At 69.8% G+C, this 21,578-nt stretch carries 21 protein-coding genes and 1 pseudogene; 19 read left to right on the top strand and 3 right to left on the bottom strand.

All coding sequences use genetic code 11. The annotated features are described in order from the left end of the window. Window positions 1-215 precede the first annotated feature (215 nt). From MTQ10_RS07905 to MTQ10_RS07820, 18 genes and pseudogenes are all read left to right on the top strand, one after another. The gene (locus tag MTQ10_RS07905) at window positions 216-1,352 is read left to right on the top strand and encodes an LCP family protein (RefSeq protein ID WP_247463770.1); all 1,137 of its coding nucleotides are present in this window, start codon (window positions 216-218) and stop codon (window positions 1,350-1,352) included. A 149-nt stretch (window positions 1,353-1,501) separates the two neighbouring features. Further along, window positions 1,502-1,726, top strand: coding sequence for a 50S ribosomal protein L31 (rpmE, locus tag MTQ10_RS07900; RefSeq protein WP_014675000.1), 225 nt, complete (start codon window positions 1,502-1,504; stop codon window positions 1,724-1,726). Window positions 1,727-1,843: 117 nt separating this feature from the next. Further along, on the top strand, window positions 1,844-2,911 hold the full coding sequence (gene prfA / locus MTQ10_RS07895) for a peptide chain release factor 1 (protein WP_247463767.1): 1,068 nt from the start codon (window positions 1,844-1,846) through the stop codon (window positions 2,909-2,911). 55 nt (window positions 2,912-2,966) lie between these two features. Continuing rightward, window positions 2,967-3,812, top strand: a complete 846-nt coding sequence (prmC, locus tag MTQ10_RS07890; protein ID WP_247463764.1) for a peptide chain release factor N(5)-glutamine methyltransferase — start codon at window positions 2,967-2,969, stop codon at window positions 3,810-3,812. A gap of 52 nt (window positions 3,813-3,864) precedes the next feature. Continuing rightward, window positions 3,865-4,512, top strand: coding sequence for an L-threonylcarbamoyladenylate synthase (locus MTQ10_RS07885; protein WP_247463761.1), 648 nt, complete (start codon window positions 3,865-3,867; stop codon window positions 4,510-4,512). Beyond that, on the top strand, window positions 4,509-5,219 hold the full coding sequence (locus MTQ10_RS07880) for an arsenate reductase/protein-tyrosine-phosphatase family protein (protein WP_247463758.1): 711 nt from the start codon (window positions 4,509-4,511) through the stop codon (window positions 5,217-5,219). Before MTQ10_RS07885 ends, MTQ10_RS07880 begins: the two co-directional genes overlap by 4 nt. Before the next feature lie 491 nt (window positions 5,220-5,710). Then, window positions 5,711-6,697, top strand: a pseudogene (glyA, locus tag MTQ10_RS07875) (serine hydroxymethyltransferase); the annotation flags it as partial. A 232-nt stretch (window positions 6,698-6,929) separates the two neighbouring features. After that, window positions 6,930-8,294, top strand: coding sequence for an MraY family glycosyltransferase (locus MTQ10_RS07870; RefSeq protein WP_247463755.1), 1,365 nt, complete (start codon window positions 6,930-6,932; stop codon window positions 8,292-8,294). Window positions 8,295-8,594: 300 nt separating this feature from the next. Continuing rightward, window positions 8,595-9,032 carry a hypothetical protein gene (locus tag MTQ10_RS07865; protein ID WP_247463752.1) on the top strand — a complete coding sequence of 146 codons (438 nt, stop codon included), beginning with the start codon at window positions 8,595-8,597 and terminating at the stop codon, window positions 9,030-9,032. Between the two features lie 273 nt (window positions 9,033-9,305). Next, window positions 9,306-10,076: a F0F1 ATP synthase subunit A gene (atpB, locus tag MTQ10_RS07860; RefSeq protein WP_247463783.1), complete on the top strand. Its 771-nt coding sequence runs from the start codon at window positions 9,306-9,308 to the stop codon at window positions 10,074-10,076. A gap of 78 nt (window positions 10,077-10,154) precedes the next feature. Next, window positions 10,155-10,391, top strand: coding sequence for a F0F1 ATP synthase subunit C (locus tag MTQ10_RS07855; RefSeq protein ID WP_247463749.1), 237 nt, complete (start codon window positions 10,155-10,157; stop codon window positions 10,389-10,391). A 39-nt stretch (window positions 10,392-10,430) separates the two neighbouring features. Next, window positions 10,431-10,979, top strand: coding sequence for a F0F1 ATP synthase subunit B (locus MTQ10_RS07850; RefSeq protein WP_247463747.1), 549 nt, complete (start codon window positions 10,431-10,433; stop codon window positions 10,977-10,979). After that, a complete protein-coding gene (locus MTQ10_RS07845; RefSeq protein WP_247463743.1) occupies window positions 10,976-11,791 on the top strand; it encodes a F0F1 ATP synthase subunit delta in 816 nt (271 codons plus the stop codon). Before MTQ10_RS07850 ends, MTQ10_RS07845 begins: the two co-directional genes overlap by 4 nt. Window positions 11,792-11,930: 139 nt before the next feature. Beyond that, complete coding sequence (gene atpA / locus MTQ10_RS07840; protein ID WP_247463740.1) at window positions 11,931-13,520, top strand: F0F1 ATP synthase subunit alpha; 1,590 nt, start codon at window positions 11,931-11,933, stop codon at window positions 13,518-13,520. A 21-nt stretch (window positions 13,521-13,541) separates the two neighbouring features. Next, on the top strand, window positions 13,542-14,459 hold the full coding sequence (locus MTQ10_RS07835; protein WP_247463738.1) for a F0F1 ATP synthase subunit gamma: 918 nt from the start codon (window positions 13,542-13,544) through the stop codon (window positions 14,457-14,459). Next, window positions 14,459-15,895 carry a F0F1 ATP synthase subunit beta gene (atpD, locus tag MTQ10_RS07830; RefSeq protein ID WP_247463736.1) on the top strand — a complete coding sequence of 479 codons (1,437 nt, stop codon included), beginning with the start codon at window positions 14,459-14,461 and terminating at the stop codon, window positions 15,893-15,895. Before MTQ10_RS07835 ends, atpD begins: the two co-directional genes overlap by 1 nt. Before the next feature lie 124 nt (window positions 15,896-16,019). Next, complete coding sequence (locus MTQ10_RS07825; protein WP_247463733.1) at window positions 16,020-16,391, top strand: F0F1 ATP synthase subunit epsilon; 372 nt, start codon at window positions 16,020-16,022, stop codon at window positions 16,389-16,391. A gap of 154 nt (window positions 16,392-16,545) precedes the next feature. Next, window positions 16,546-16,992 (top strand): DUF2550 domain-containing protein, encoded by a 447-nt coding sequence (locus MTQ10_RS07820; RefSeq protein ID WP_247463730.1) that lies wholly within the window; start codon window positions 16,546-16,548, stop codon window positions 16,990-16,992. 66 nt (window positions 16,993-17,058) lie between these two features. On the opposite strand, the gene MTQ10_RS07815 is transcribed toward MTQ10_RS07820, so the two are convergent. The 3 genes from MTQ10_RS07815 to MTQ10_RS07805 form a co-directional block, all read right to left on the bottom strand. Beyond that, window positions 17,059-18,891 (bottom strand): glycoside hydrolase family 18 chitinase, encoded by a 1,833-nt coding sequence (locus tag MTQ10_RS07815; protein WP_247463726.1) that lies wholly within the window; start codon window positions 18,889-18,891, stop codon window positions 17,059-17,061. A 127-nt stretch (window positions 18,892-19,018) separates the two neighbouring features. Next, window positions 19,019-19,669 (bottom strand): response regulator, encoded by a 651-nt coding sequence (locus tag MTQ10_RS07810; protein ID WP_247463723.1) that lies wholly within the window; start codon window positions 19,667-19,669, stop codon window positions 19,019-19,021. Next, window positions 19,666-20,838: a sensor histidine kinase gene (locus MTQ10_RS07805; protein ID WP_247463719.1), complete on the bottom strand. Its 1,173-nt coding sequence runs from the start codon at window positions 20,836-20,838 to the stop codon at window positions 19,666-19,668. The genes MTQ10_RS07810 and MTQ10_RS07805 overlap by 4 nt, the downstream gene beginning before the upstream one ends. A gap of 154 nt (window positions 20,839-20,992) precedes the next feature. On the opposite strand from MTQ10_RS07805, the gene MTQ10_RS07800 reads away from it, so the two are divergent. Then, on the top strand, window positions 20,993-21,578 hold a 586-nt coding region (locus MTQ10_RS07800; RefSeq protein WP_247463716.1), incomplete at its 3' end, for a hypothetical protein.

Below are 21,578 nucleotides of genomic sequence, written 5' to 3'. Positions count from 1 at the left end.
GGGAAACCGCAGGTGAGCGCCGGTAGGAACGGCTCCCGTGACTTTGTGCCGTGACCGTCCGCGAACCCTGAGGCCACCGAGCGTCGTGCAACCCTTTCCCGAGTTTCCCCGTCTGACCGGTCGGGGTGACGATGAAGCGGTACGAGGCATTTCACACCGACCGAGCCCGACCGCGACCGCAGGGGGTACCCGACCACCGACGAGCCGAGGAGACCATGTCCGCCGAGAGCACGCCGGAAAATCCCGGCATACCGGGAACCGGCACCAGCGGCCCGAACCGGCGCGGCAAGGGCCGCCGCCGCAAGCCCCGCACCCGCAGGAAGGGTGTCGTCGTCGCGGCCTGGACCGCGGCCGGCATCGTCGTCCTCGGCGGCACCGGCATCGGATACGTCTACTTCAAGCTCAACGGCAACCTGCACAGCGTCGACATCAACCAGGCCCTCGGCACCGACCGCCCCGAAAAGGTCGACAACGGCTCGCAGAACATCCTGGTCCTCGGCTCCGACAGCCGCTCCGGCAGCAACAAGACGCTCGGCGGCGGCACCGACGACGGCAGCGCACGCTCCGACACCGCGATGATCGTCCACATCTACCAGGGCCACAAGAAGGCCAGCGTGGTCTCCATCCCGCGCGACACCCTCATCGACCGGCCCGCCTGCACCGACACCCAGGGCACCACCCACCGCGCCGCCCGCAACGTGATGTTCAACTCCGCCTACTCCACCGGCGGTGCGGCCTGCGCGGTGAAGACCGTCGAGACACTCACCGGCATCCGCATGGACCACTACCTGGAGGTCGACTTCGCCGGCTTCCAGAAGCTCATCGACCGGCTCGGCGGCGTCTCCGTCACCACCACCAAGGACATCGACGACCCCGACAGCCACCTCAAGCTGAAAGCCGGCACACACCGACTCAACGGCGAGCAGGCCCTCGGTCTCGTCCGCACCCGGCACGGCGTCGGTGACGGCTCCGACCTCGGCCGCATCCAGCTCCAGCAGGCCTTCCTCAAAGCCCTCGTCGACCAGGTCAGACAGATCGGCCTCTTCACCAACCCGAAGAAGCTGTACGACCTCGCCGACACCGCCACCAAGGCCGTCACCACCGACTCGGACCTCGGCTCGGTGAACTCCCTGATGTCCTGGGCCGCCGGCCTCAAGGGCATCGGCGCCTCCGACATGCACATGGTCACCATGCCGGTGCAGTACGACCCCGCCGACCCCAACCGCGTCATCGTCTCCCCGGCCAAGGCCCAGCAGGTCTGGACGGCCCTCAAGAACGACCGGCCCATCCCCGCCGCTGCCACCCAGGGCACCGCGACCGGAGAGGCGAAAGACGTCGTCAACGGCCCCTGACCGGCACGGCACCCCACGGGAATATCAGCCCCCCACCCCCCGGTTTGGGGAGAAGGCGCCGGTCCTGGCAGACTGGTACGTCGGCCCCGGTTCACGCACCCGCATCCCGCGGCTGCGACCCGGAGCCCTCCCGAAACCTAGGAGAAACCTTGAAGCGCGACATCCACCCCGCGTACGTCGAGACGCAGGTCAGCTGCACCTGCGGCGCGTCGTTCACCACCCGCAGCACCATCGAGTCCGGCACCATCCGGGCCGAGGTCTGCTCCGAGTGCCACCCGTTCTACACGGGCAAGCAGAAGATCCTCGACACCGGTGGCCGTGTGGCCCGCTTCGAGGCCCGCTTCGGCAAGGCTGCCGCCGGCTCCAAGAAGTAGCGAGCCCCAGACCGCCGGTCCACGGCCGTACCCCCCGCCGGGGTGCCGCCGGGACCGGCGTTTTTGGTCGCACGCCCTTCCCCACACAGCCGTCCCACGCAGCAGCAGGAGCCCAGAATGTTCGAGGCCGTCGAGGAACTCGTCGCCGAGCACGCCGACCTGGAGAAGAAGCTCGCCGACCCGTCGGTCCACGCCGACCAGGCCAACGCGCGCAAGCTCAACAAGCGCTACGCCGAGCTCACCCCGATCGTCACCACGTACCGCTCCTGGAAGCAGACCGGCGACGACATCGAGACCGCGCGCGAGTTCGCCGCCGACGACCCCGACTTCGCCGCCGAGGTCAAGGAACTGGAGAAGCAGCGCGAGGAACTCACCGAGAAGCTCCGCCTGCTGCTGATCCCCCGCGACCCCAGCGACGACAAGGACGTCATCCTCGAGATCAAGGCCGGCGCCGGCGGCGACGAGTCCGCGCTCTTCGCCGGCGACCTGCTGCGCATGTACCTGCGCTACGCCGAGCGCGTCGGCTGGAAGACCGAGATCATCGACGCCACCGAGTCCGAACTCGGCGGCTACAAGGACGTCCAGGTCGCCGTGAAGGCCCGCGGCCAGATCGAACCCGGCCAGGGCGTGTGGGCCCGCCTGAAGTACGAGGGCGGCGTGCACCGCGTGCAGCGCGTCCCCGCCACCGAGTCCCAGGGCCGCATCCACACCTCCGCCGCCGGCGTCCTCGTCACCCCCGAGGCCGAGGAGGTCGACGTGGAGATCAACCCCAACGACCTCCGCATCGACGTCTACCGTTCCTCCGGCCCCGGCGGCCAGTCCGTCAACACCACCGACTCCGCGGTGCGCATCACCCACCTGCCCACCGGCGTGGTCGCCTCCTGCCAGAACGAGAAGAGCCAGCTCCAGAACAAGGAGCAGGCCATGCGCATCCTCCGCTCCAGGCTCCTCGCCATGGCCCAGGAGGAGGCGGAGAAGGAAGCCGCCGACGCCCGCCGCAGCCAGGTCCGCACCGTCGACCGCTCCGAGAAGATCCGCACCTACAACTTCCCGGAGAACCGCATCTCGGACCACCGCGTCGGCTTCAAGGCGTACAACCTGGACCAGGTCCTCGACGGCGACCTCGACGCGGTGATCCAGGCCTGCGTCGACGCCGACTCGGCCGCCAAGCTGGCCGCCGCGTAAGGCGCACGGCACGACAGGCACGTACGACGTACGACGAAAGCACCGGAGGACTCGCGTGAACCTGCTGCTCGCGGAGGTGGCCCAGGCCACCCAGCGGCTCGCCGACGCCGGCGTGCCCTCGCCGCGCACCGACGCGGAGGAACTCGCCGCGTTCGTGCACGGCGTGAAGCGGGGCGAGCTCCACACCGTGCGTGACTCCGACTTCGACGCCCGGTACTGGGAGGTCATCGCCCGGCGCGAGCAGCGCGAGCCGCTCCAGCACATCACCGGGCGGGCCTTCTTCCGCTACCTGGAACTCCAGGTCGGCCCCGGCGTGTTCGTACCCCGCCCGGAGACCGAGTCCGTCGTCGGCTGGGCCATAGACGCCGTACGCGCCATGGACGTCGTCGAACCCTGCATCGTCGACCTGTGCACCGGCTCCGGGGCGATCGCCCTCGCCATGGCCCAGGAGGTCCCCCGCTCCCGCGTGTACGCGGTGGAACTCTCCGACGAGGCCATCCACTGGACCCGCAAGAACATGGAAGGCTCCCGCGTCGAACTGCGCCAGGGCGACGCCCTGACCGCCTTCCCCGACCTCGACGGCCAGGTCGATCTCGTCATCTCCAACCCGCCGTACATCCCCCTCACCGAATGGGAGTACGTCGCCCCGGAGGCCCGCGACTACGACCCCCACCTCGCCCTCTTCTCCGGCGAGGACGGCCTCGACCTCATCCGCGGCCTGGAACGCACCGCCCACCGCCTGCTGCGGCCCGGCGGGCTCGTCGTCGTCGAACACGCCGACACCCAGGGCGGGCAGGTTCCCTGGATCTTCACCGAGGAGAAGGGCTGGGCGGACGCGGCCGACCACCCCGACCTCAACAACCGGCCCCGGTTCGCCACCGCCCGCAAGGCGCTGCCGTGACCGCCCCCCACCCCACCACCCCGCAGTACGTGTACGAGGAGGCCCGCTAGCGATGGCACGGCGATACGACACCAACGACGCGACCGACCGCGCGACCGGTCTGCGCGAAGCCGCGTCCGCCGTCCGCCGTGGCGAACTGGTGGTGCTGCCCACGGACACCCTGTACGGCATCGGCGCCGACGCCTTCTCCAAGGAGGCCGTCGGCGACCTGCTCCAGGCCAAGGGACGCGGACGCAGCATGCCCTCACCCGTCCTCATCGGCTCCCCGAACACCCTGCACGGCCTCGTCACCGACTTCTCCGAGAAGGCCTGGGAACTCGTCGACGCCTTCTGGCCCGGCGCGCTCACCCTCGTCGCCCGTCACCAGCCGTCCCTGACCTGGGACCTCGGCGAGACCCGCGGCACCGTCGCCGTGCGCATGCCGCTGCACCCCGTCGCCATCGAGCTGCTCACCGAGGTCGGCCCCATGGCGGTCTCCTCCGCCAACCTCTCCGGGCACCCCGCGCCGGAGAACTGCGACGCCGCACAGGACATGCTCGGCGACGCCGTCTCCGTCTACCTCGACGGCGGGCCGACGCCCGGCATCGTGCCCTCGTCCATCGTCGACGTCACCCGTGACGTGCCGGTGCTGCTGCGGGAGGGCGCCCTGTCCGCGGAGGAGCTGCGGAAGGTCGTACCCGACCTCGAGGTGGCGAATTGACGGCCCCCGAAGCGGGGCGCGGCATAGGCATCGGGGAGCGCCCGGGCATCGGCGAGCGCCCGGGGGTCGGGGAGAGCCCGGCGGAGATCACCACCACGTTCGTGGGGCTGCCGCGCGACACCTTCCGCATCCTCCACGTCAGCACCGGCAACGTGTGCCGCTCGCCCATCACCGAACGCCTCACCCGGCACTTCGTCACCGAGCGGCTCGGCGTCCTCGGACGGCCGCTGATCGTGGAGAGCGCGGGGACGTGGGGGCACGAGGGTGCGCCCATGGAGACCCATGCGGAGACGGTGCTGGCGGAGTTCGGCGCGGACGCGTCCGGGTTCGTGGGGCGTGAGCTGCTCGACGAGCACGTCATCACGGCGGACCTGGTGCTGACCGCTACCCGGGACCATCGGGCGCAGGTCATCTCCATGGGGCACTCGGCCGGGCTGCGGACGTTCACCCTGAAGGAGTTCACGCGGCTGGTGCGGGCCATCGACCCGGCGACGCTGCCGCCGCTGGAGGACGGGCTGGTACGCAGGGCGCGGGCGCTGGTGCGGGCGGCGGCGGCGTTGCGGGGGTGGTTGCTGGCGCCGTCCGTGGAGGCGGATGAGGTGTACGACCCGTACGGGGCGCCGCTGACGTTCTTCCGCTCGATAGGGTCGGAGATCCATGAGGCCCTGGACCCTGTCGTCACGGCGCTGACGGGCGTCCCGTCGTAGCCCTTTCCACCGGCGGGCCGGCGAGCCGCCTCTGCGCAGTTCCCCGCGCCCCTCGTTTTGGCGGGGCCATCGTTTCCGCCTGCGGGCCGGTGGGGGGTGTTCGCGCAGTTCCCCGCGCCCCTGAGTGCCTGCGGCGGCCTGTGTCTGTGGGTGCGTGGTTGCGGTAGCGCCTGCTGGCGGTGGGTGGGTCGGGGGCGCGCCGGGGGTGTCCGTCCTCGGTGCGGCGCTCTGTCTCTCAGATCCTTCCCCTGCGTTTTCGCCGCACGCTGCGGGCGGGCACCCCCCGGCACACCCCCTCCTCGCCACGGGCGACTGCAACCCACCAGGGGCGCGGTGAACTGCGCGAGCCCCCCACCGGCCCGCAGGTGGTCACAGGGGCGCGGGGAACTGCGCGAGGGAGGCCTCACCGCGGCGTCGGTGACAGCGCGCCGTGCGGGCGGCACCGGCCTACATTGGTGCTGTCAGCGTCGACGCGTCGCCCGGAGGCAGGCATGTCGGTCAGTCGTACCCGCACCGCCGAGGCCGCCGTCCTGCGCCGGCAGGACCCCGAGCTGGCCGACATCCTGCTCGGCGAGCAGCAGCGCCAGGCGACCACGCTGCAACTGATCGCCGCCGAGAACTTCACGTCCCCGGCCGTGCTGGCGGCGCTGGGCTCGCCGCTGGCGAACAAGTACGCCGAGGGCTACCCGGGCGCCCGTCACCACGGCGGCTGCGAGATCGTCGACGTCGCCGAGCGCATCGCGATCGACCGGGCGAAGTCCCTGTTCGGTGCCGAGCACGCGAACGTGCAGCCGCACTCGGGTTCGTCCGCCGTCCTCGCGGCGTACGCGGCGCTGCTCCGGCCCGGTGACACGGTGCTCGCGCTGGGGCTGCCGTACGGAGGGCATCTCACGCATGGTTCGCCTGCGAACTTCTCCGGCCGCTGGTTCGACTTCGTGGGGTACGGGGTCGATGCGGAGAGCGGGCTGATCGATCACGATCAGGTGCGTGCGCTGGCGCGGGCGCATCGGCCGAAGGCGATCGTGTGCGGGTCCATCGCCTACCCCCGCCACGTCGACTACGCGTTCTTCCGGGAGGTCGCGGACGAGGTCGGGGCGTATCTCATCGCGGACGCTGCGCACCCGATCGGTCTGGTCGCGGGCGGGGCGGCGCCGAGCCCGGTGCCGTACGCGGACATCGTGTGCGCGACGACGCACAAGGTGCTGCGCGGGCCGCGCGGCGGCATGATCCTGTGCGGCGCGGAGCTGGCGGAGCGTGTGGACCGGGCGGTGTTCCCGTTCACGCAGGGCGGCGCGCAGATGCACACGATCGCGGCGAAGGCCGTCGCGTTCGGTGAGGCGGCGACGCCGGAGTTCAAGGCGTACGCCCATCAGGTGGTCGACAACGCGCAGGTGCTGGCGGCGGGGCTGACGGCGGAGGGGCTGGCGGTCACCACGGGCGGCACGGACACGCATCTGATCACCGCGGATCCCGCGCCGCCGTCCGCGGGCTGATCCGCCGTACGCGGGCGGAGTCGCCGTCACGCGATCGGGCGGTCCCGTCCTGCCCGGGCGGCGCGGTCAGCGGTGCTGAGGCCGCCGCGTGTCCTGGCACACAGGCGTGCGTGCAACCATCGTCGCTACCCGGAAGTCCCTCACCATATGCGTCGCACATGGGCGCAGTCGCTAGTGTGTGGGGCTGTGATGGCCAGCGAGACCTGTGGGGAAGCCCGTGCGTGAATACCTGCTGACGCTCTGCATCACGGCCGCGGTGACGTACCTGCTGACAGGGCCGGTGCGGAAGTTCGCGATCGTGGCCGGGGCGATGCCGGAGATCCGGGCGCGGGACGTGCACCGGGAGCCCACTCCGCGGCTCGGCGGGATCGCGATGTTCTTCGGTCTGTGCGCGGGTCTGCTGGTCGCGGACCATCTCACCAATCTGAACGAGGTCTTCGAGAAGTCGAACGAGCCGCGCGCCCTGCTGTCGGGTGCCGCGCTGATCTGGCTGATCGGTGTGCTGGACGACAAGTTCGAGATCGACGCGCTGATCAAGCTCGGCGGGCAGATGATCGCCGCCGGTGTGATGGTGATGCAGGGTCTGACGATCCTGTGGCTGCCGATCCCGGGCGTCGGCAACTTCGCGCTGACGCAGTGGCAGGGGACGCTGCTGACGGTGGCGGTCGTCGTCATCACGATCAACGCGGTGAACTTCGTCGACGGTCTGGACGGCCTCGCGGCGGGCATGGTGTGCATCGCGGCGACGGCGTTCTTCCTGTACGCGTACCGGATCTGGTACTCGTACGGCATCGAGTCGGCGGCCCCGGCGACGCTGTTCTCGGCGATCCTCATCGGCATGTGCGTGGGGTTCCTGCCGCACAACATGCATCCGGCGCGGATCTTCATGGGCGACTCGGGGTCGATGCTGATCGGCCTGGTGCTGGCGGCGGCCGCGGTGTCGGTGACCGGTCAGGTCGACCCGGACGCGATGCGGCTGTTCGCGGGGTCGGAGAAGGAGGCCGTGCACCAGACGGTGCCGGTGTACATCCCGCTGCTGCTGCCGCTGACGATCATCGCGGTGCCGACGGCCGACTTCGTGCTGGCGATCGTACGGCGGACCTGGCGGGGCCAGTCGCCGTTCGCGGCGGACCGGGGGCATCTGCACCACCGGCTGCTGGAGATCGGCCACTCGCACAGCAGGGCCGTGCTGATCATGTATTTCTGGGCGGCGCTGATCGCGTTCGGGACGCTGGCCTACTCGGTGAACTCGGCGTCGATGTGGATCGTGCTGGGCGTGGTCGTGCTGAGCGCGGTCGGGCTGGTGCTGCTCCTGCTGCCGCGCTTCCGGCCGCGGGCGCCGCGCTGGGCGGAGCGGTTCGTGCCGCCCCGCTACCGGCGGCGCAAGGTGAGCGCACCGGTGGCGGAGAGCCGGGCCGCGGCCGTGGAGAAGCCCGCCGCGATGGCCGGAGCCACCGCGGCGGGGGGCGGCGGTACGAAGGCCGCGCCGGCGGGTGCCGCGCCTCGTACGGTCAACGGCGCTACCGCCCTCGGGGCCCGTTCGGGCCGCCCGGACCGGCGTACAGCGGGAACCTCGCGCTGACGGCAAGGTAAGAATCTGACTAGAGCATTGCCAACTCGTGGGGGAACGAACCGCCCCTATACCAGACAAAAGGGTGCGGATTCTGCACAGGCGTGCGCCATCACTCTCATGTGTGACAGCGAGCACACCCAACAGGTAAAGACTGCATCAAATAGTTTGTGATACCGTTCACGAGAACCCGGACAGAGCCGAGGGCCGTAGTGCGACGGTCCGGCGGCCGTGAGGGTCTGCACCACTCAGACCGGGACTACGCTCGTCCAAGACGACACCCTGCCCCCTGCGAAAAGCGGAGTTACCGCCATGCCGTCCAATGACGCCCGGAACCTTCTGCAGTGCGCCGTGCCCACGGCCGCTGCCGGTGTGGTCGCCGTAGCCGTCAGCGGTGTGGTGGCCGGTGGCAAGGGTGCGCTGGGAGCCGGCGTCGGCACACTGCTGGCCATCGCCTTCATGGGGATCGGCCTGTACGTCCTGCAGTGGACGGCAAAAACGCTCCCGCAGCTCTTCCAGGCCATGGGGCTGATGCTCTACGTGGCTCAGCTCCTGCTGCTCCTGGTCTTCGTGGCCGTCTTCAAGGACACGTCACTCTTCAACCCGAAGGCATTCGCCGTAGCGCTGGTCGTGGCGACCGTCGTGTGGATGGCCGCACAGGCCCGCGCCCACATGAAAGCCAAGATCCTCTATGTCGAGCCGGACTCCTCGAAGAGCGACAAACCCGAGAAGACAGGGCCGTCGACGTGAGGCGTAGGGCCGGGATAAAGAGCTGTGAGAACTCCTGCTATCGTCCGGTGCCAACTGCGGCATCGCGGGCGCGGGCATCCGAGCTGACGCCTGCTCGAACGCGAGGCTCGATGTCCCCCAGCCGCCCCCACATCCGTAACACCAGTCCGGTGCCGATCCGCGGCTGCGCGCCGCGCCGACACAACGAGGTTGCCGAACCTATGCGTCACGCCGAAGGAGCCCGCGGTGAGTGCTGACCCGACCCAGCTCGCCTTTGAGTGGGATTGCCGCATTCTGTCCGACAATGGCTGTGGCTTCCCGGCTCCGGGCCTGCACTCGTTCCTCTTCAAGCCGATCGCCACGGTCGGCGGGTTCGAGTTCAACAAGGTGATGCTGCTCGCCCTGATCACCACCGTCCTCGTCGTCGGCTTCTTCTGGGCCGCGTTCGGCAAGGCCAAGGTCGTGCCGGGCAAGCTCCAGATGATCGGCGAGGCCGGCTACGACTTCGTCCGCCGCGGCATCGTCTACGAGACCCTCGGCAAGCGGGAGGGCGAGAAGTACGTCCCGCTCATGGTCTCGCTGTTCTTCTTCATCTGGATCATGAACGTCTGGTCCGTGATCCCGGTGGCACAGTTCCCGGTGGCGTCGATCATCGCGTACCCGATCGTGCTCGCCGCGGTCGTCTACGTCACCTGGGTCGCGCTGACCTTCAAGAAGCACGGCTTCGTCGGCTTCTTCAAGAACGTCACGGGCTACGACAAGTCGCTCGGCGCGGTCCTGCCGCTGGTCATGGTCATCGAGTTCTTCTCGAACCTGCTGGTCCGCCCCTTCACCCACGCGGTCCGGCTCTTCGCCAACATGTTCGCCGGTCACCTCATGCTGGTCATGTTCACCGTGGCCTCCTGGTACCTGCTGAACAGCTGGATGATCCCGGCGGCCGGCGTCTCCTTCATCATGACCATGGTCATGATCCTCTTCGAGCTTTTCGTGCAGGCGGTCCAGGCGTACGTCTTCGTGCTCCTCGCCTGCTCCTACGTCCAGGGCGCTCTCGCCGAGCACCACTGAGACCACCACCCGCCCGAATCACCCCCAGTCGTCCGGTGGCCAACCCCCACCGGTCCGCAAAGAGAAGGAAGAGACAGCATGTCCGCTGTGCAGCTCGCCGCTGAGGTCTCCGGCTCCCTCGGTTCGATCGGCTACGGCCTCGCGGCCATCGGCCCCGGCGTCGGCGTCGGCATCATCTTCGGCAACGGCACGCAGGCCCTCGCCCGTCAGCCCGAGGCCGCCGGTCTGATCCGCGCCAACCAGATCCTCGGTTTCGCCTTCTGTGAGGCGCTCGCCCTCATCGGCATCGTCATGCCGTTCGTGTTCGGTGTCTAAGCCCTAGCCACCTGACACTTATCGACGAAAGGCACTGATGTGATCGCCAACCTGGTACAGCTGGCGGCCGAGGAAGAGCAGAACCCGCTCGTTCCTCCGGGCCCCGAGCTGCTCGTCGGCACCATCGCCTTCGCCATCGTGTTCTTCTTCTTCTGGAAGAAGCTGCTTCCGAACATCAACAAGGTTCTGGAGGAGCGCCGCGCGGCGATCGAAGGCGGTATCGAAGAGGCCGAGGCCATGAAGGTCGAGGCCCAGAGCGTCCTTGAGCAGTACAAGGCCCAGCTCGCCGAGGCCCGGCACGAGGCCGCGCGTCTGCGCCAGGAGGCGCAGGAGCAGGGTGCCGCGCTCATCGCCGAGATGCGGGCCGAGGGCCAGCGGCAGCGCGAGGAGATCGTCGCCGCCGGTCACGCCCAGATCGAGGCCGACCGCAAGGCCGCCGCGTCCGCGCTGCGTCAGGACGTCGGCAAGCTCGCCACCGAGCTGGCCGGCAAGCTGGTCGGTGAGTCCCTGGAGGACCACGCCCGCCAGAGCCGTGTCATCGACCGCTTCCTCGACGAGCTCGAGGAGAAGGCCGAGGCCGCGCGATGAACGGAGCGAGCCGCGAGGCCCTGGCAGCCGCCCGTGAGCGTCTCGACGCGCTGACGGACGCAACGGCCGTCGACGCGGCGAAGCTCGCAGACGAGCTGGCGGCCGTCACCGCGCTGCTCGACCGCGAGGTGTCGCTGCGTCGGGTCCTGACCGACCCGGCGCAGGCCGGCGAGGCCAAGGCCCAGCTGGTCCAGCGTCTGCTCGGTACGCAGGTCAGCGGCGAGACCGCCGACCTGGTGTCCGGGATGGTGCGCTCCCGCTGGTCGCAGACGCGCGACCTGGTGGACGCGCTGGAGGAGCTGGCGAACACCGCCGACCTCACCGCCGCCCAGAAGGCGGGCACGCTCGACGACGTCGAGGACGAGCTGTTCCGGTTCGGCCGGGTCGTCTCCTCCTCCACGGAGCTGCGTGCCGCGCTGACCGACCGCTCCGCCACCACCGCGGCCAAGAGCGAGCTGCTGCGCAGCCTGCTCGGCGGCAAGGCCAAGCCGACGACCGAGCGTCTGGTCACGCGCCTCGTGACCGCGCCGCGGGGTCGTAGCCTGGAAGCGGGACTCGAGTCCCTGTCCAAGCTGGCGGCCGAGCGCCGGGACCGCATGGTCGCCGTCGTCACGTCGGCGGTGCCGCTGAGCGACCCGCAGAAGCAGCGCCTGGGCGCCGCCCTGGCGAAGCTCTACGGCCGCCGGATGCACCTCAACCTCGACGTGGACCCCGAGGTCCTCGGCGGGATCCGGGTGCAGGTCGGGGACGAGGTCATCAACGGCTCCCTGGCGGACCGCATCGCGGACGCCGAGCGCCGGATGGCGAGCTGACCGCTTCGCACGAGGCACGGCAACTGAACACGCAGTACGTACTTACGGCCCTGGTTGGGCCGTGCAGAGGATTCCTGGGGGTCGCCCCCAGACCCCCCAAGTGAAACTTCGGGCCCAACAAGGAGAGCAGGGAACCCAGATGGCGGAGCTCACGATCCGGCCGGAGGAGATCCGGGACGCACTGGAGACCTTCGTCCAGTCGTACAAGCCGGACGCGGCCTCGCGCGAGGAGGTCGGTACGGTCACCCTTGCCGGCGACGGCATCGCGAAGGTCGAGGGTCTTCCCTCGGCCATGGCCAACGAACTGCTGAAGTTCGAGGACGGCACCCTCGGCCTCGCCCTCAACCTCGAGGAGCGCGAGATCGGTGCCATCGTCCTCGGCGAGTTCAGCGGCATCGAGGAGGGCCAGCCGGTCACCCGCACCGGTGAGGTCCTGTCCGTCGCGGTGGGCGAGGGCTACCTCGGCCGCGTCGTCGACCCGCTCGGCAACCCGATCGACGGCCTCGGCGAGATCGAGACCGACGGCCGCCGCGCCCTCGAGCTGCAGGCCCCCACGGTCATGCAGCGCAAGTCGGTGCACGAGCCGATGGAGACCGGCTACAAGGCCGTCGACGCGATGACCCCGATCGGCCGTGGTCAGCGTCAGCTGATCATCGGTGACCGCCAGACGGGCAAGACCGCCCTGGCCGTCGACACGATCATCAACCAGCGCGACAACTGGCGCTCGGGCGACCCGAACAAGCAGGTCCGCTGCATCTACGTCGCCATCGGCCAGAAGGGCTCCACCATCGCGTCGGTCCGCCGCGCGCTGGAGGAGAACGGCGCGCTGGAGTACACGACCATCGTCGCCGCCCCCGCGTCCGACCCGGCCGGCTTCAAGTACCTCGCCCCGTACACCGGCTCGGCCATCGGCCAGCACTGGATGTACCAGGGCAAGCACGTCCTCATCGTCTTCGACGACCTGTCGAAGCAGGCCGACGCCTACCGCGCCGTGTCGCTGCTGCTGCGCCGCCCGCCGGGGCGCGAGGCCTACCCGGGTGACGTCTTCTACCTGCACTCCCGTCTGCTGGAGCGCTGCGCGAAGCTCTCCGACGACATGGGTGCCGGCTCGATGACCGGTCTGCCGATCGTCGAGACCAAGGCCAACGACGTCTCGGCGTTCATCCCGACCAACGTCATCTCCATCACCGACGGCCAGTGCTTCCTGGAGTCGGACCTGTTCAACGCCGGTCAGCGTCCCGCGCTGAACGTCGGTATCTCCGTCTCCCGAGTCGGTGGTTCCGCCCAGCACAAGGCAATGAAGCAGGTCTCCGGCCGTCTCCGCGTCGACCTGGCCCAGTTCCGTGAGCTGGAGGCGTTCGCCGCCTTCGGTTCCGACCTGGACGCCGCCTCGAAGGCGCAGCTGGAGCGCGGTCAGCGCATGGTCGAGCTGCTGAAGCAGGACCAGTACCAGCCGATGTCCACCGAGGACCAGGTCGTCTCCGTGTGGGCCGGCACCACCGGCAAGATGGACGACGTCCCCGTCAACGACATCCGCCGCTTCGAGAAGGAGCTGCTGGAGTACCTGCACCGCAAGGAGCAGGGCCTCATGACCTCCATCAAGGAGGGCGGCAAGATGTCGGACGACACCCTCACCGCTGTCGCCGACGCGATCGCCGAATTCAAGAAGCAGTTCGAGACCTCGGACGGCAAGCTTCTCGGCGAGGACGCTCCGGCCGCCGCCAAGTGACGTAAGGAAGGGACCTGACTCATGGGAGCCCAGCTCCGGGTCTACAAGCGTCGCATCCGATCCGTCACCGCGACCAAGAAGATCACCAAGGCGATGGAGATGATCGCCGCCTCGCGCGTCGTCAAGGCGCAGCGCAAGGTGGCGGCGTCCACGCCGTACGCGCAGGAACTGACCCGCGCGGTCACGGCGGTCGGCACGGGCTCGAACACCAAGCACCCGCTGACCACCACGGCCGAGACGGTGACCCGGTCCGCGGTGCTGCTGCTGACCAGCGACCGCGGCCTGGCCGGTGCGTTCAACTCCAACGCCATCAAGGCGGCGGAGCAGCTCACCGAGCGGCTCGAGCGCGAGGGCAAGCAGGTCGAGACGTACATCGTCGGCCGGCGCGGTGTCGCCCACTACAACTTCCGTGAGCGCAAGATCGCGGATTCGTGGACCGGCTTCACCGACGAGCCCACGTACGCGGACGCCAAGAAGGTCGCGGCGCCGCTGATCGAAGCCATCACGAAGGACACGGCGGACGGCGGCGTGGACGAGATCCACATCGTCTACACCGAGTTCGTGTCGATGATGACCCAGACGGCACTGGACGCGCGTCTGCTGCCGCTCAGCCTCGACGAGGTCAAGGCGGAGGCCGCCCCCAAGGGCGAGATCCTCCCCCTGTACGACTTCGAGCCGTCGGCGGAGGACGTCCTGGACGCCCTTCTGCCGCGGTACGTGGAGAGCCGTGTGTACAACGCGCTGCTCCAGTCGGCCGCTTCGAAGCACGCCGCGACGCGGCGCGCGATGAAGTCGGCCACCGACAACGCCGGTGAGCTCATCGAGACGCTGTCCCGGCTTGCCAACCAGGCCCGCCAGGCCGAAATCACCCAGGAAATCAGCGAGATCGTCGGTGGCGCGAGTGCCCTCGCCGACGCGACCGCGGGGAGTGACTACTAATGACCACCACTGCTGAGACGGCCACGGCGACGGGCCGCGTCGCGCGGGTCATCGGCCCGGTCGTCGACGTGGAGTTCCCCGTCGACGCGATTCCGGAGATCTACAACGCCCTGCACGTCGAGGTCAGCGACCCGGCGAAGGCGGGCGAGAAGAAGACGCTGACCCTCGAGGTCGCGCAGCACCTGGGCGACGGCCTGGTGCGTGCGATCTCGATGCAGCCCACCGACGGCCTGGTCCGCCAGGCCCCGGTGACCGACACGGGCGCCGCGATCTCCGTGCCGGTCGGTGACTTCACCAAGGGCAAGGTGTTCAACACCATCGGTGAGGTGCTCAACGTCGACGCCGAGTACGACGGTGAGCGCTGGCCGATCCACCGCAAGGCGCCCAACTTCGACCAGCTCGAGTCCAAGACCGAGATGTTCGAGACCGGCATCAAGGTCATCGACCTGCTGACCCCGTACGTCAAGGGCGGCAAGATCGGTCTGTTCGGTGGTGCCGGCGTCGGCAAGACCGTTCTGATCCAGGAGATGATCTACCGCGTCGCCAACAACCACGACGGTGTGTCGGTGTTCGCGGGCGTCGGTGAGCGCACCCGTGAGGGCAACGACCTCATCGACGAGATGAGCGAGTCCGGCGTCATCGACAAGACCGCGCTGGTCTTCGGTCAGATGGACGAGCCGCCGGGGACCCGTCTGCGCGTCGCGCTGGCCGGCCTGACCATGGCCGAGTACTTCCGTGACGTCCAGAAGCAGGACGTGCTGTTCTTCATCGACAACATCTTCCGCTTCACGCAGGCCGGTTCCGAGGTCTCCACGCTGCTCGGCCGTATGCCGTCCGCGGTGGGTTACCAGCCGAACCTGGCCGACGAGATGGGTCTCCTCCAGGAGCGCATCACCTCGACGCGTGGTCACTCGATCACCTCGATGCAGGCGATCTACGTGCCCGCGGACGACCTGACCGACCCGGCGCCGGCCACCACCTTCGCCCACCTCGACGCGACGACGGTTCTGTCCCGTCCGATCTCCGAGAAGGGCATCTACCCGGCCGTGGACCCGCTGGACTCCACGTCCCGGATCCTGGACCCGCGTTACATCTCGCAGGACCACTACAACGCGGCCATGCGCGTGAAGAACATCCTGCAGAAGTACAAGGACCTCCAGGACATCATCGCGATCCTCGGTATCGACGAGCTGGGCGAGGAGGACAAGCTCGTCGTCCACCGTGCCCGTCGCGTGGAGCGCTTCCTGTCCCAGAACACCCACGTCGCCAAGCAGTTCACCGGCGTGGACGGTTCGGACGTTCCGCTGGACGAGTCGATCGCCGCGTTCAACGCGATCTGCGACGGTGAGTACGACCACTTCCCCGAGCAGGCGTTCTTCATGTGCGGTGGTCTCGAGGACCTGAAGAAGAACGCGAAGGAGCTGGGCGTCAGCTGACGCCGGCACCTCGTGTGACCCGTGTGACGGAGGGGGCGGGCACGTCCCGCCCCCTCAGTCGCGCCCATTAGACTTGTAACCCACACCCGGCACCCCCGCCGGGTGGTGACCCGAGGAGCCACCCTTGGCTGCTGAGCTGCACGTCGCGCTGGTCGCGGCCGACCGAGAGGTCTGGTCCGGCGAGGCCACCCTGGTCGTCGCGCGCACCACGTCCGGCGACATCGGCGTCATGCCCGGTCACCAGCCGCTGCTCGGTGTGCTGGAGTCGGGCCCGGTGACCATCCGGACCAGCGACGGCGGGACCGTCGTCGCCGCGGTGCACGGCGGTTTCATCTCGTTCGCCGACAACAAGCTGTCGCTGCTGGCCGAGGTCGCCGAGCTCTCCGACGAGATCGACGTCCAGCGCGTGGAGCGAGAGCTGGAGCGGGCGAAGGCGGAGGGTGACGCCGCCGCCGAGCGGCGCGCGGAGGTCCGCCTGCGGGCGGCGTCGCGCTGACCGGGGAGCGTCACCCCGTAAGATGACCTACTCAGCCGCGGCCGGCACCGGAGCGATCCGGAGCCGGCCGCGGCTGAGGCAGATCTGGATGTTTTTTCCGTTCCGTTACCTGCCGCGCAGGCTGGACACAGAGAGACGAGGAGGTCGGTAGTCGATGGTCCTCGCTCTGACTGTGTGCGGAATCGTCGTCGCCCTCGTGGTGCTGGGGCTGTTCGTGTTCGGTCTGCGCCGCAGACTGATCCAGCGTTCCGGCGGTACGTTCGACTGTTCCCTGCGCTGGGACGTCCCGGAGAAACCCGACCCCAGCGGCAAGGGCTGGTCGTACGGTGTCGCCCGCTACAACGGCGACCGTGTGGAGTGGTTCCGGGTGTTCTCGTACGCGCCTCGCCCGCGCCGGGTGCTGGAGCGCGCCTCGATCGAGGTGGCGGGGCGTCGGCTGCCGGAGGGCGAGGAGGAGCTGGCGCTGCTGTCCGACGCGGTGGTGCTGGTCTGTCTGCACCGGGGCGTGCGGGTGGAGCTGGCGATGAGCGAGGACGCGCTGACCGGTTTCCTGGCGTGGCTGGAGGCGGCACCGCCCGGACAGCGGGTGAACGTGGCCTGAGCCCACGGACATGACCGAGGCCCGCCTTCCTGGTTCCGTCGGAAGGCGGGCCTCAGTGTTCGCCGGTTACTGGAGACCGTTGTGGATGGCGTTCACCAGCTCGCCGTTGCTGGTGTCTCCGGAGAACTCCCAGAAGAACGCGCCGCCCAGGCCCTGGTTCTTGGCCCAGGTCATCTTGGTGGCGATGGTGGCCGGGGTGTCGTACGACCACCAGTTGGTGCCGCAGTGGGCGTACGCGGTGCCGCCGACGGTGCCGGTGGCGGGGCAGGCGCCCTTGAGGACCTTGTAGTCCTCGATGCCGGCCTCGTAGGTGCCGGGGGCGGGGCCGGTGGCGGTGCCGCCGGGCGCGGCCTGGGTGACGCCGGTCCAGCCGCGGCCGTAGAAGCCTATGCCGAGGAGCAGCTTGGCGGACGGGACACCCTTCGCCTTCAGCTTGGCGATGGCCTCGGAGGCGGTGAAGCCGGCCTTCGGGATGCCGGTGTACGGGGTCAGCGGCGAGTGGGGGGCCGTGGGGCCGGTCTTGTCCCAGGCGCCGAAGTAGTCGTACGTCATCACGTTGTACCAGTCGAGGTACTGCGCGGCGCCGCCGTAGTCGGCCGCGTCGATCTTGCCGCCGTCGCTGGCGTCGGCGGTGATGGCCGCGGTGATCAGGTAGTCCGGGCCGAACTCGGCGCGCAGTGCCTGCACCAGGTTCTTGAACGCGGCCGGGCCGGAGGTGTCACAGGTCAGACCGCAGGCGTTGGGGTACTCCCAGTCGATGTCGATGCCGTCGAAGACATCGGCCCAGCGGGGGTCCTCCACGACGTTCTTGCAGGACTTGGCGAACGCGGCGGCGTTGGCCGCGGCCTGGCCGAAGCCGCCGGAGTAGGTCCAGCCGCCGAAGGAGTACAGCACCTTGATGTGCGGGTACTTGGCCTTCAGCTGGCGCAGCTGGTTGAAGTTGCCGCGCAGCGGCTGGTCCCAGGTGTCGGCCTGGCCGCTGACGGACTGGTCGGCGGTGTACGCCTTGTCGTAGGCGGCGTAGGTGTCGTCGACGGTGCATTGACCGTTCCTGACGTTGCCGAACGCGTAGTTGATGTGGGTGATCTTGGCGGCGGAGCCGGAGGTCACCAGGTTCTTGACGTGGTAGTTGCGGCCGTAGACGCCCCACTCGGTGAAGTAGCCGAGGTTGACCTTGGAGCCGGGCTGCGGGCCGGGGTCGGTGTTGCCGCCGCCGGTGGTGCGCACGGCGACGGCGCCGCTGACCGGCCCGGTCTGGTCGGCGGTGTCGCGGGCCTGCACGGTGTACGAGTAGTCGGTGCCGGCGGTGAGGCCGGTGTCGGTGTACGTGGTGGCGGTGACGGTGGCGACCTTGGTGCCGTCGCGCAGCACGTCGTAGTTCTTGACGCCGTGGTCGTCGGTGGCGGCGGCCCAGCTGAGCTTCACCGAGGTGTCGGTGACGTCCGAGGCGGTGGGCGTGCCGGGCGCGGAGGGCGGGTTGTCGCCGGGGACGGTCGGGCCGCCGTCGCAGCTGCCGCCGTTGAGGGTGCAGTTGCTGGGGGAGCCGGGGCCGGTGCCGTTGAAGCCGAAGGACACGGACGCGCCAGGGGCGATGGTGCCGTTCCAGCCCACGTTCTTGGCGATCCAGTGGTCACCGGAGTTGGTGACGGTGGCGTCCCAGGCGGAGGTGACCTTGGTGCCGGAGGGGAAGTCCCACTCCACGGTCCAGGAGCTGATGCTGCTGGTGCCGGTGTTCTTGATGGTCCACTGGCCGCCGAAGCCGGTGCCCCAGTCGCTGGTCTTGGTGAAGGTGGCGGTGGCGGTGGTCGCGGCCTGGGCGGGGGCGGCGAGTCCGACCACGCCGGCCAGGGGGAGCAACAGGGTCGCGAATCCCGCCGCGGCCCGGTGTCTGAAGCGCATGCTGCGCCTCCCTCGTCTGTGGGGATGTCAGGGGCATGACTGAGCCTTCATGCCCACGGTGCCGCGAGAATAGAAAGGTCTGGACCATAGGTCAATAGGTCTGGACCACTTGACAGGCGGGGTCGAATCAGAGCCCCAACTCCTGCGCCAGCACCGCCGCTTGCACCCGGCTGCGCAGCCCCAGCTTCCCCAGCAGACGGCTGACGTGCGTTTTCACCGTCGCCTCCGCCATGTCGAGCCGCTCCGCGACAGCGGCGTTCGACAACCCCTCCCCGAGACACGCCAGCACCTCGCGCTCACGCCGCGTCAGCCCGTCCAGCACCGACGGATCCGCCTTCGGCTCCCGCGCAGGACGCGCCGCGAACTCCGCGATGAGCCGTCGTGTCACCGCCGGCGCCACGATGCCCTCGCCGCGCGCCACCGTCCGCACCGCCTCGACGAGATCCCGCGCCTCCGTGTTCTTCAGCAGAAACCCCGCCGCACCCGCGCGCAGCGCCCCGAACACATACTCGTCCAGGTCGAACGTGGTCAGCACCAGCACATCGGCCAGCCCCTCCGACACCACCCGCCGGGTCGCCGACACCCCGTCCAGCCGCGGCATCTGTACGTCCATCAGCACCAGGTCCGGCCGCAGCTCCCGCGCCAGCGCCACCGCCTCCTCGCCGTCGGCGGCCTCGCCCACCACCTCGATTCCCGGCGCACTGCGCAGGATCAGCACCAGTCCCGCCCGTACGGCGGACTGGTCCTCGGCGACGAGCACCCTCACGGGAGCGGTCATACGGCATCTCCTTCGGTCAGGGGCAGCTCGGCCCGTACGGTCCACCGGTCGCCGTCGGCTCCGGCGCTGAACGTGCCGCCGAGCAGCGCGGCCCGCTCCCGCATACCGACCAGCCCGGCGCCGGAGCCCGGCACGCGCGGGCCGTCCGGGCCGCCGAGAGGGCTGCTCACGGTGACCGTCAGGCAGCGCTCCCGGCGGGTCAGCGCCACCGTGACCTGTCCGGGACCGGAGTGCTTGAGAGCGTTGGTCAAGGATTCCTGCACGATCCTGTACGCCGCGAGTTCCACCGGCGCGGGCAGCGAGCCGTGGGACGCGTCGACGGTGACGTCGAGCCCGTTGGCGCGGGCACCGTCGATCAGCGTCCCGAGACCCTTCAGCGTGGGCGCGGCGGCCGGCTCGTCGTCATCGGCGCCGTCCCGCAGGATGCCGATCAGCCGCCGCATCTCGGCCAGCCCGTCCACGCTGTTCTCCCGGATGACGGCCAGCGCGTCCCGGGTGACGGCCGGGTCGTCCAGGGACAGCGCGGCCGTGGAGTGGATCGCGATCGCGGACAGATGGTTGGCGACCAGGTCGTGCAGCTCCCGCGCCACCCGCGCCCGCTCGGCGGTGACCGCCTGCGTGCGGTCCATCTCGGCGAGCAGCGCGGTCTGTTCGGCCCGCAGCAGGGCCGCCTCGGCGGCGTCGCGGTGGTTGCGCACGATCCAGCCGGTGGCGGCGGGTGCGAAGGCGACGATGCCGACGACCACACCGATCAGCAGCGCTTCCGGCACCCGCCACACCGCGAACGGCACCAGCGTCGCCAGCGCGGTCACCAGCACGGCGGCGCCCAGCACACGGCGGGCGGAGGCGGCCGGGCCGTACACCACGGACGCGTACATCACGTCCGTGTACATCACCACGGTCGCCAGGTTGCCCTGCGTGAGGGTGTCCCCGGCCAGCGCCAGCGTGCCGACCAGCAGCGCGGCGCGCGGCGAGGACCGCCGGAACAGCTCGCAGCAGGCCATCACCGCGAGCGGCAACAGGATCGGCCAGCGCCCGTCGAACAGGGAGGTCGCCGCGTCCCGGGACTGGTTGGTCAGCCCCACCCCCCACAGCGCCAGGCCGCCGAGCAGTCCGCACAGCGCGATCCACCGGTCGAACGGGTGCGGGCGGACGAGTCGCAGGGCCATGCCCCTTATCCAACACGGAGCGCGCCCGCTCTTCCTGCACCTCGCGGAGGGTCCCGGACTGCATCCTTCGATGTAGTCGCGGTTCGTCACCGCCGACGACGCGGCGGGCCGCCCGCCGGCGGGAGCCTGGAGAGGCAAGGGGAAGGAGCGAGCCGTGATCGTCGCGTTGATCGTCGCCTGCGAGGTCGGCTTCTGGGTGCTGCTGGCCCTCGGTCTCGCCGTGCGCTACCTGCTGAAGTGGCGGCGGACCAGCGTGGTCCTGCTGTTGTGCGAGCCGCTGCTGGAGCTGGTGCTCTTCGTGGTGACCGCGGTCGATCTGAAGAACGGCACAGAGCCGGGCTGGGAGCACGGCCTGGCGGCGCTCTACATCGGCTTCACCGTCGCCTACGGCCACTTCACGATCAGCAGGCTCGACGGCTGGGCCGCCCACCGGCTGTCCGGGGCGCCCAAGCCGCAGGGCCCGCCCCGCTACGGCATGGCCCGCGCCCGGTACGAGGGCGCGCTGTGGCTGCGCACGCTGCTGGCCGCGGCGGTGGCGTGCGCCCTGCTCCAGGGCGCGGTCTGGTACGTCGGCGGCGACGGGGACGTGTCGTCGCTGCGGGGCTTCCAGGCGCTGGCGGGGCGGATCGTCGCCATCCACGGGCTGATCGCGCTGACGTACCTCATCTGGCCGAGGAAGGCGCCGAAGGGCACGCCCGAGCGGTCGGCGGGGCCGGGGGAGGACCCGGCCGGGGCGTCGG

The organism is Streptomyces sp. XM83C (genome assembly GCF_023072675.1).
Lineage (GTDB): Bacteria > Actinomycetota > Actinomycetes > Streptomycetales > Streptomycetaceae > Streptomyces > Streptomyces thermocoprophilus.
This window is presented reverse-complemented; position numbering and strand designations above follow the sequence as displayed.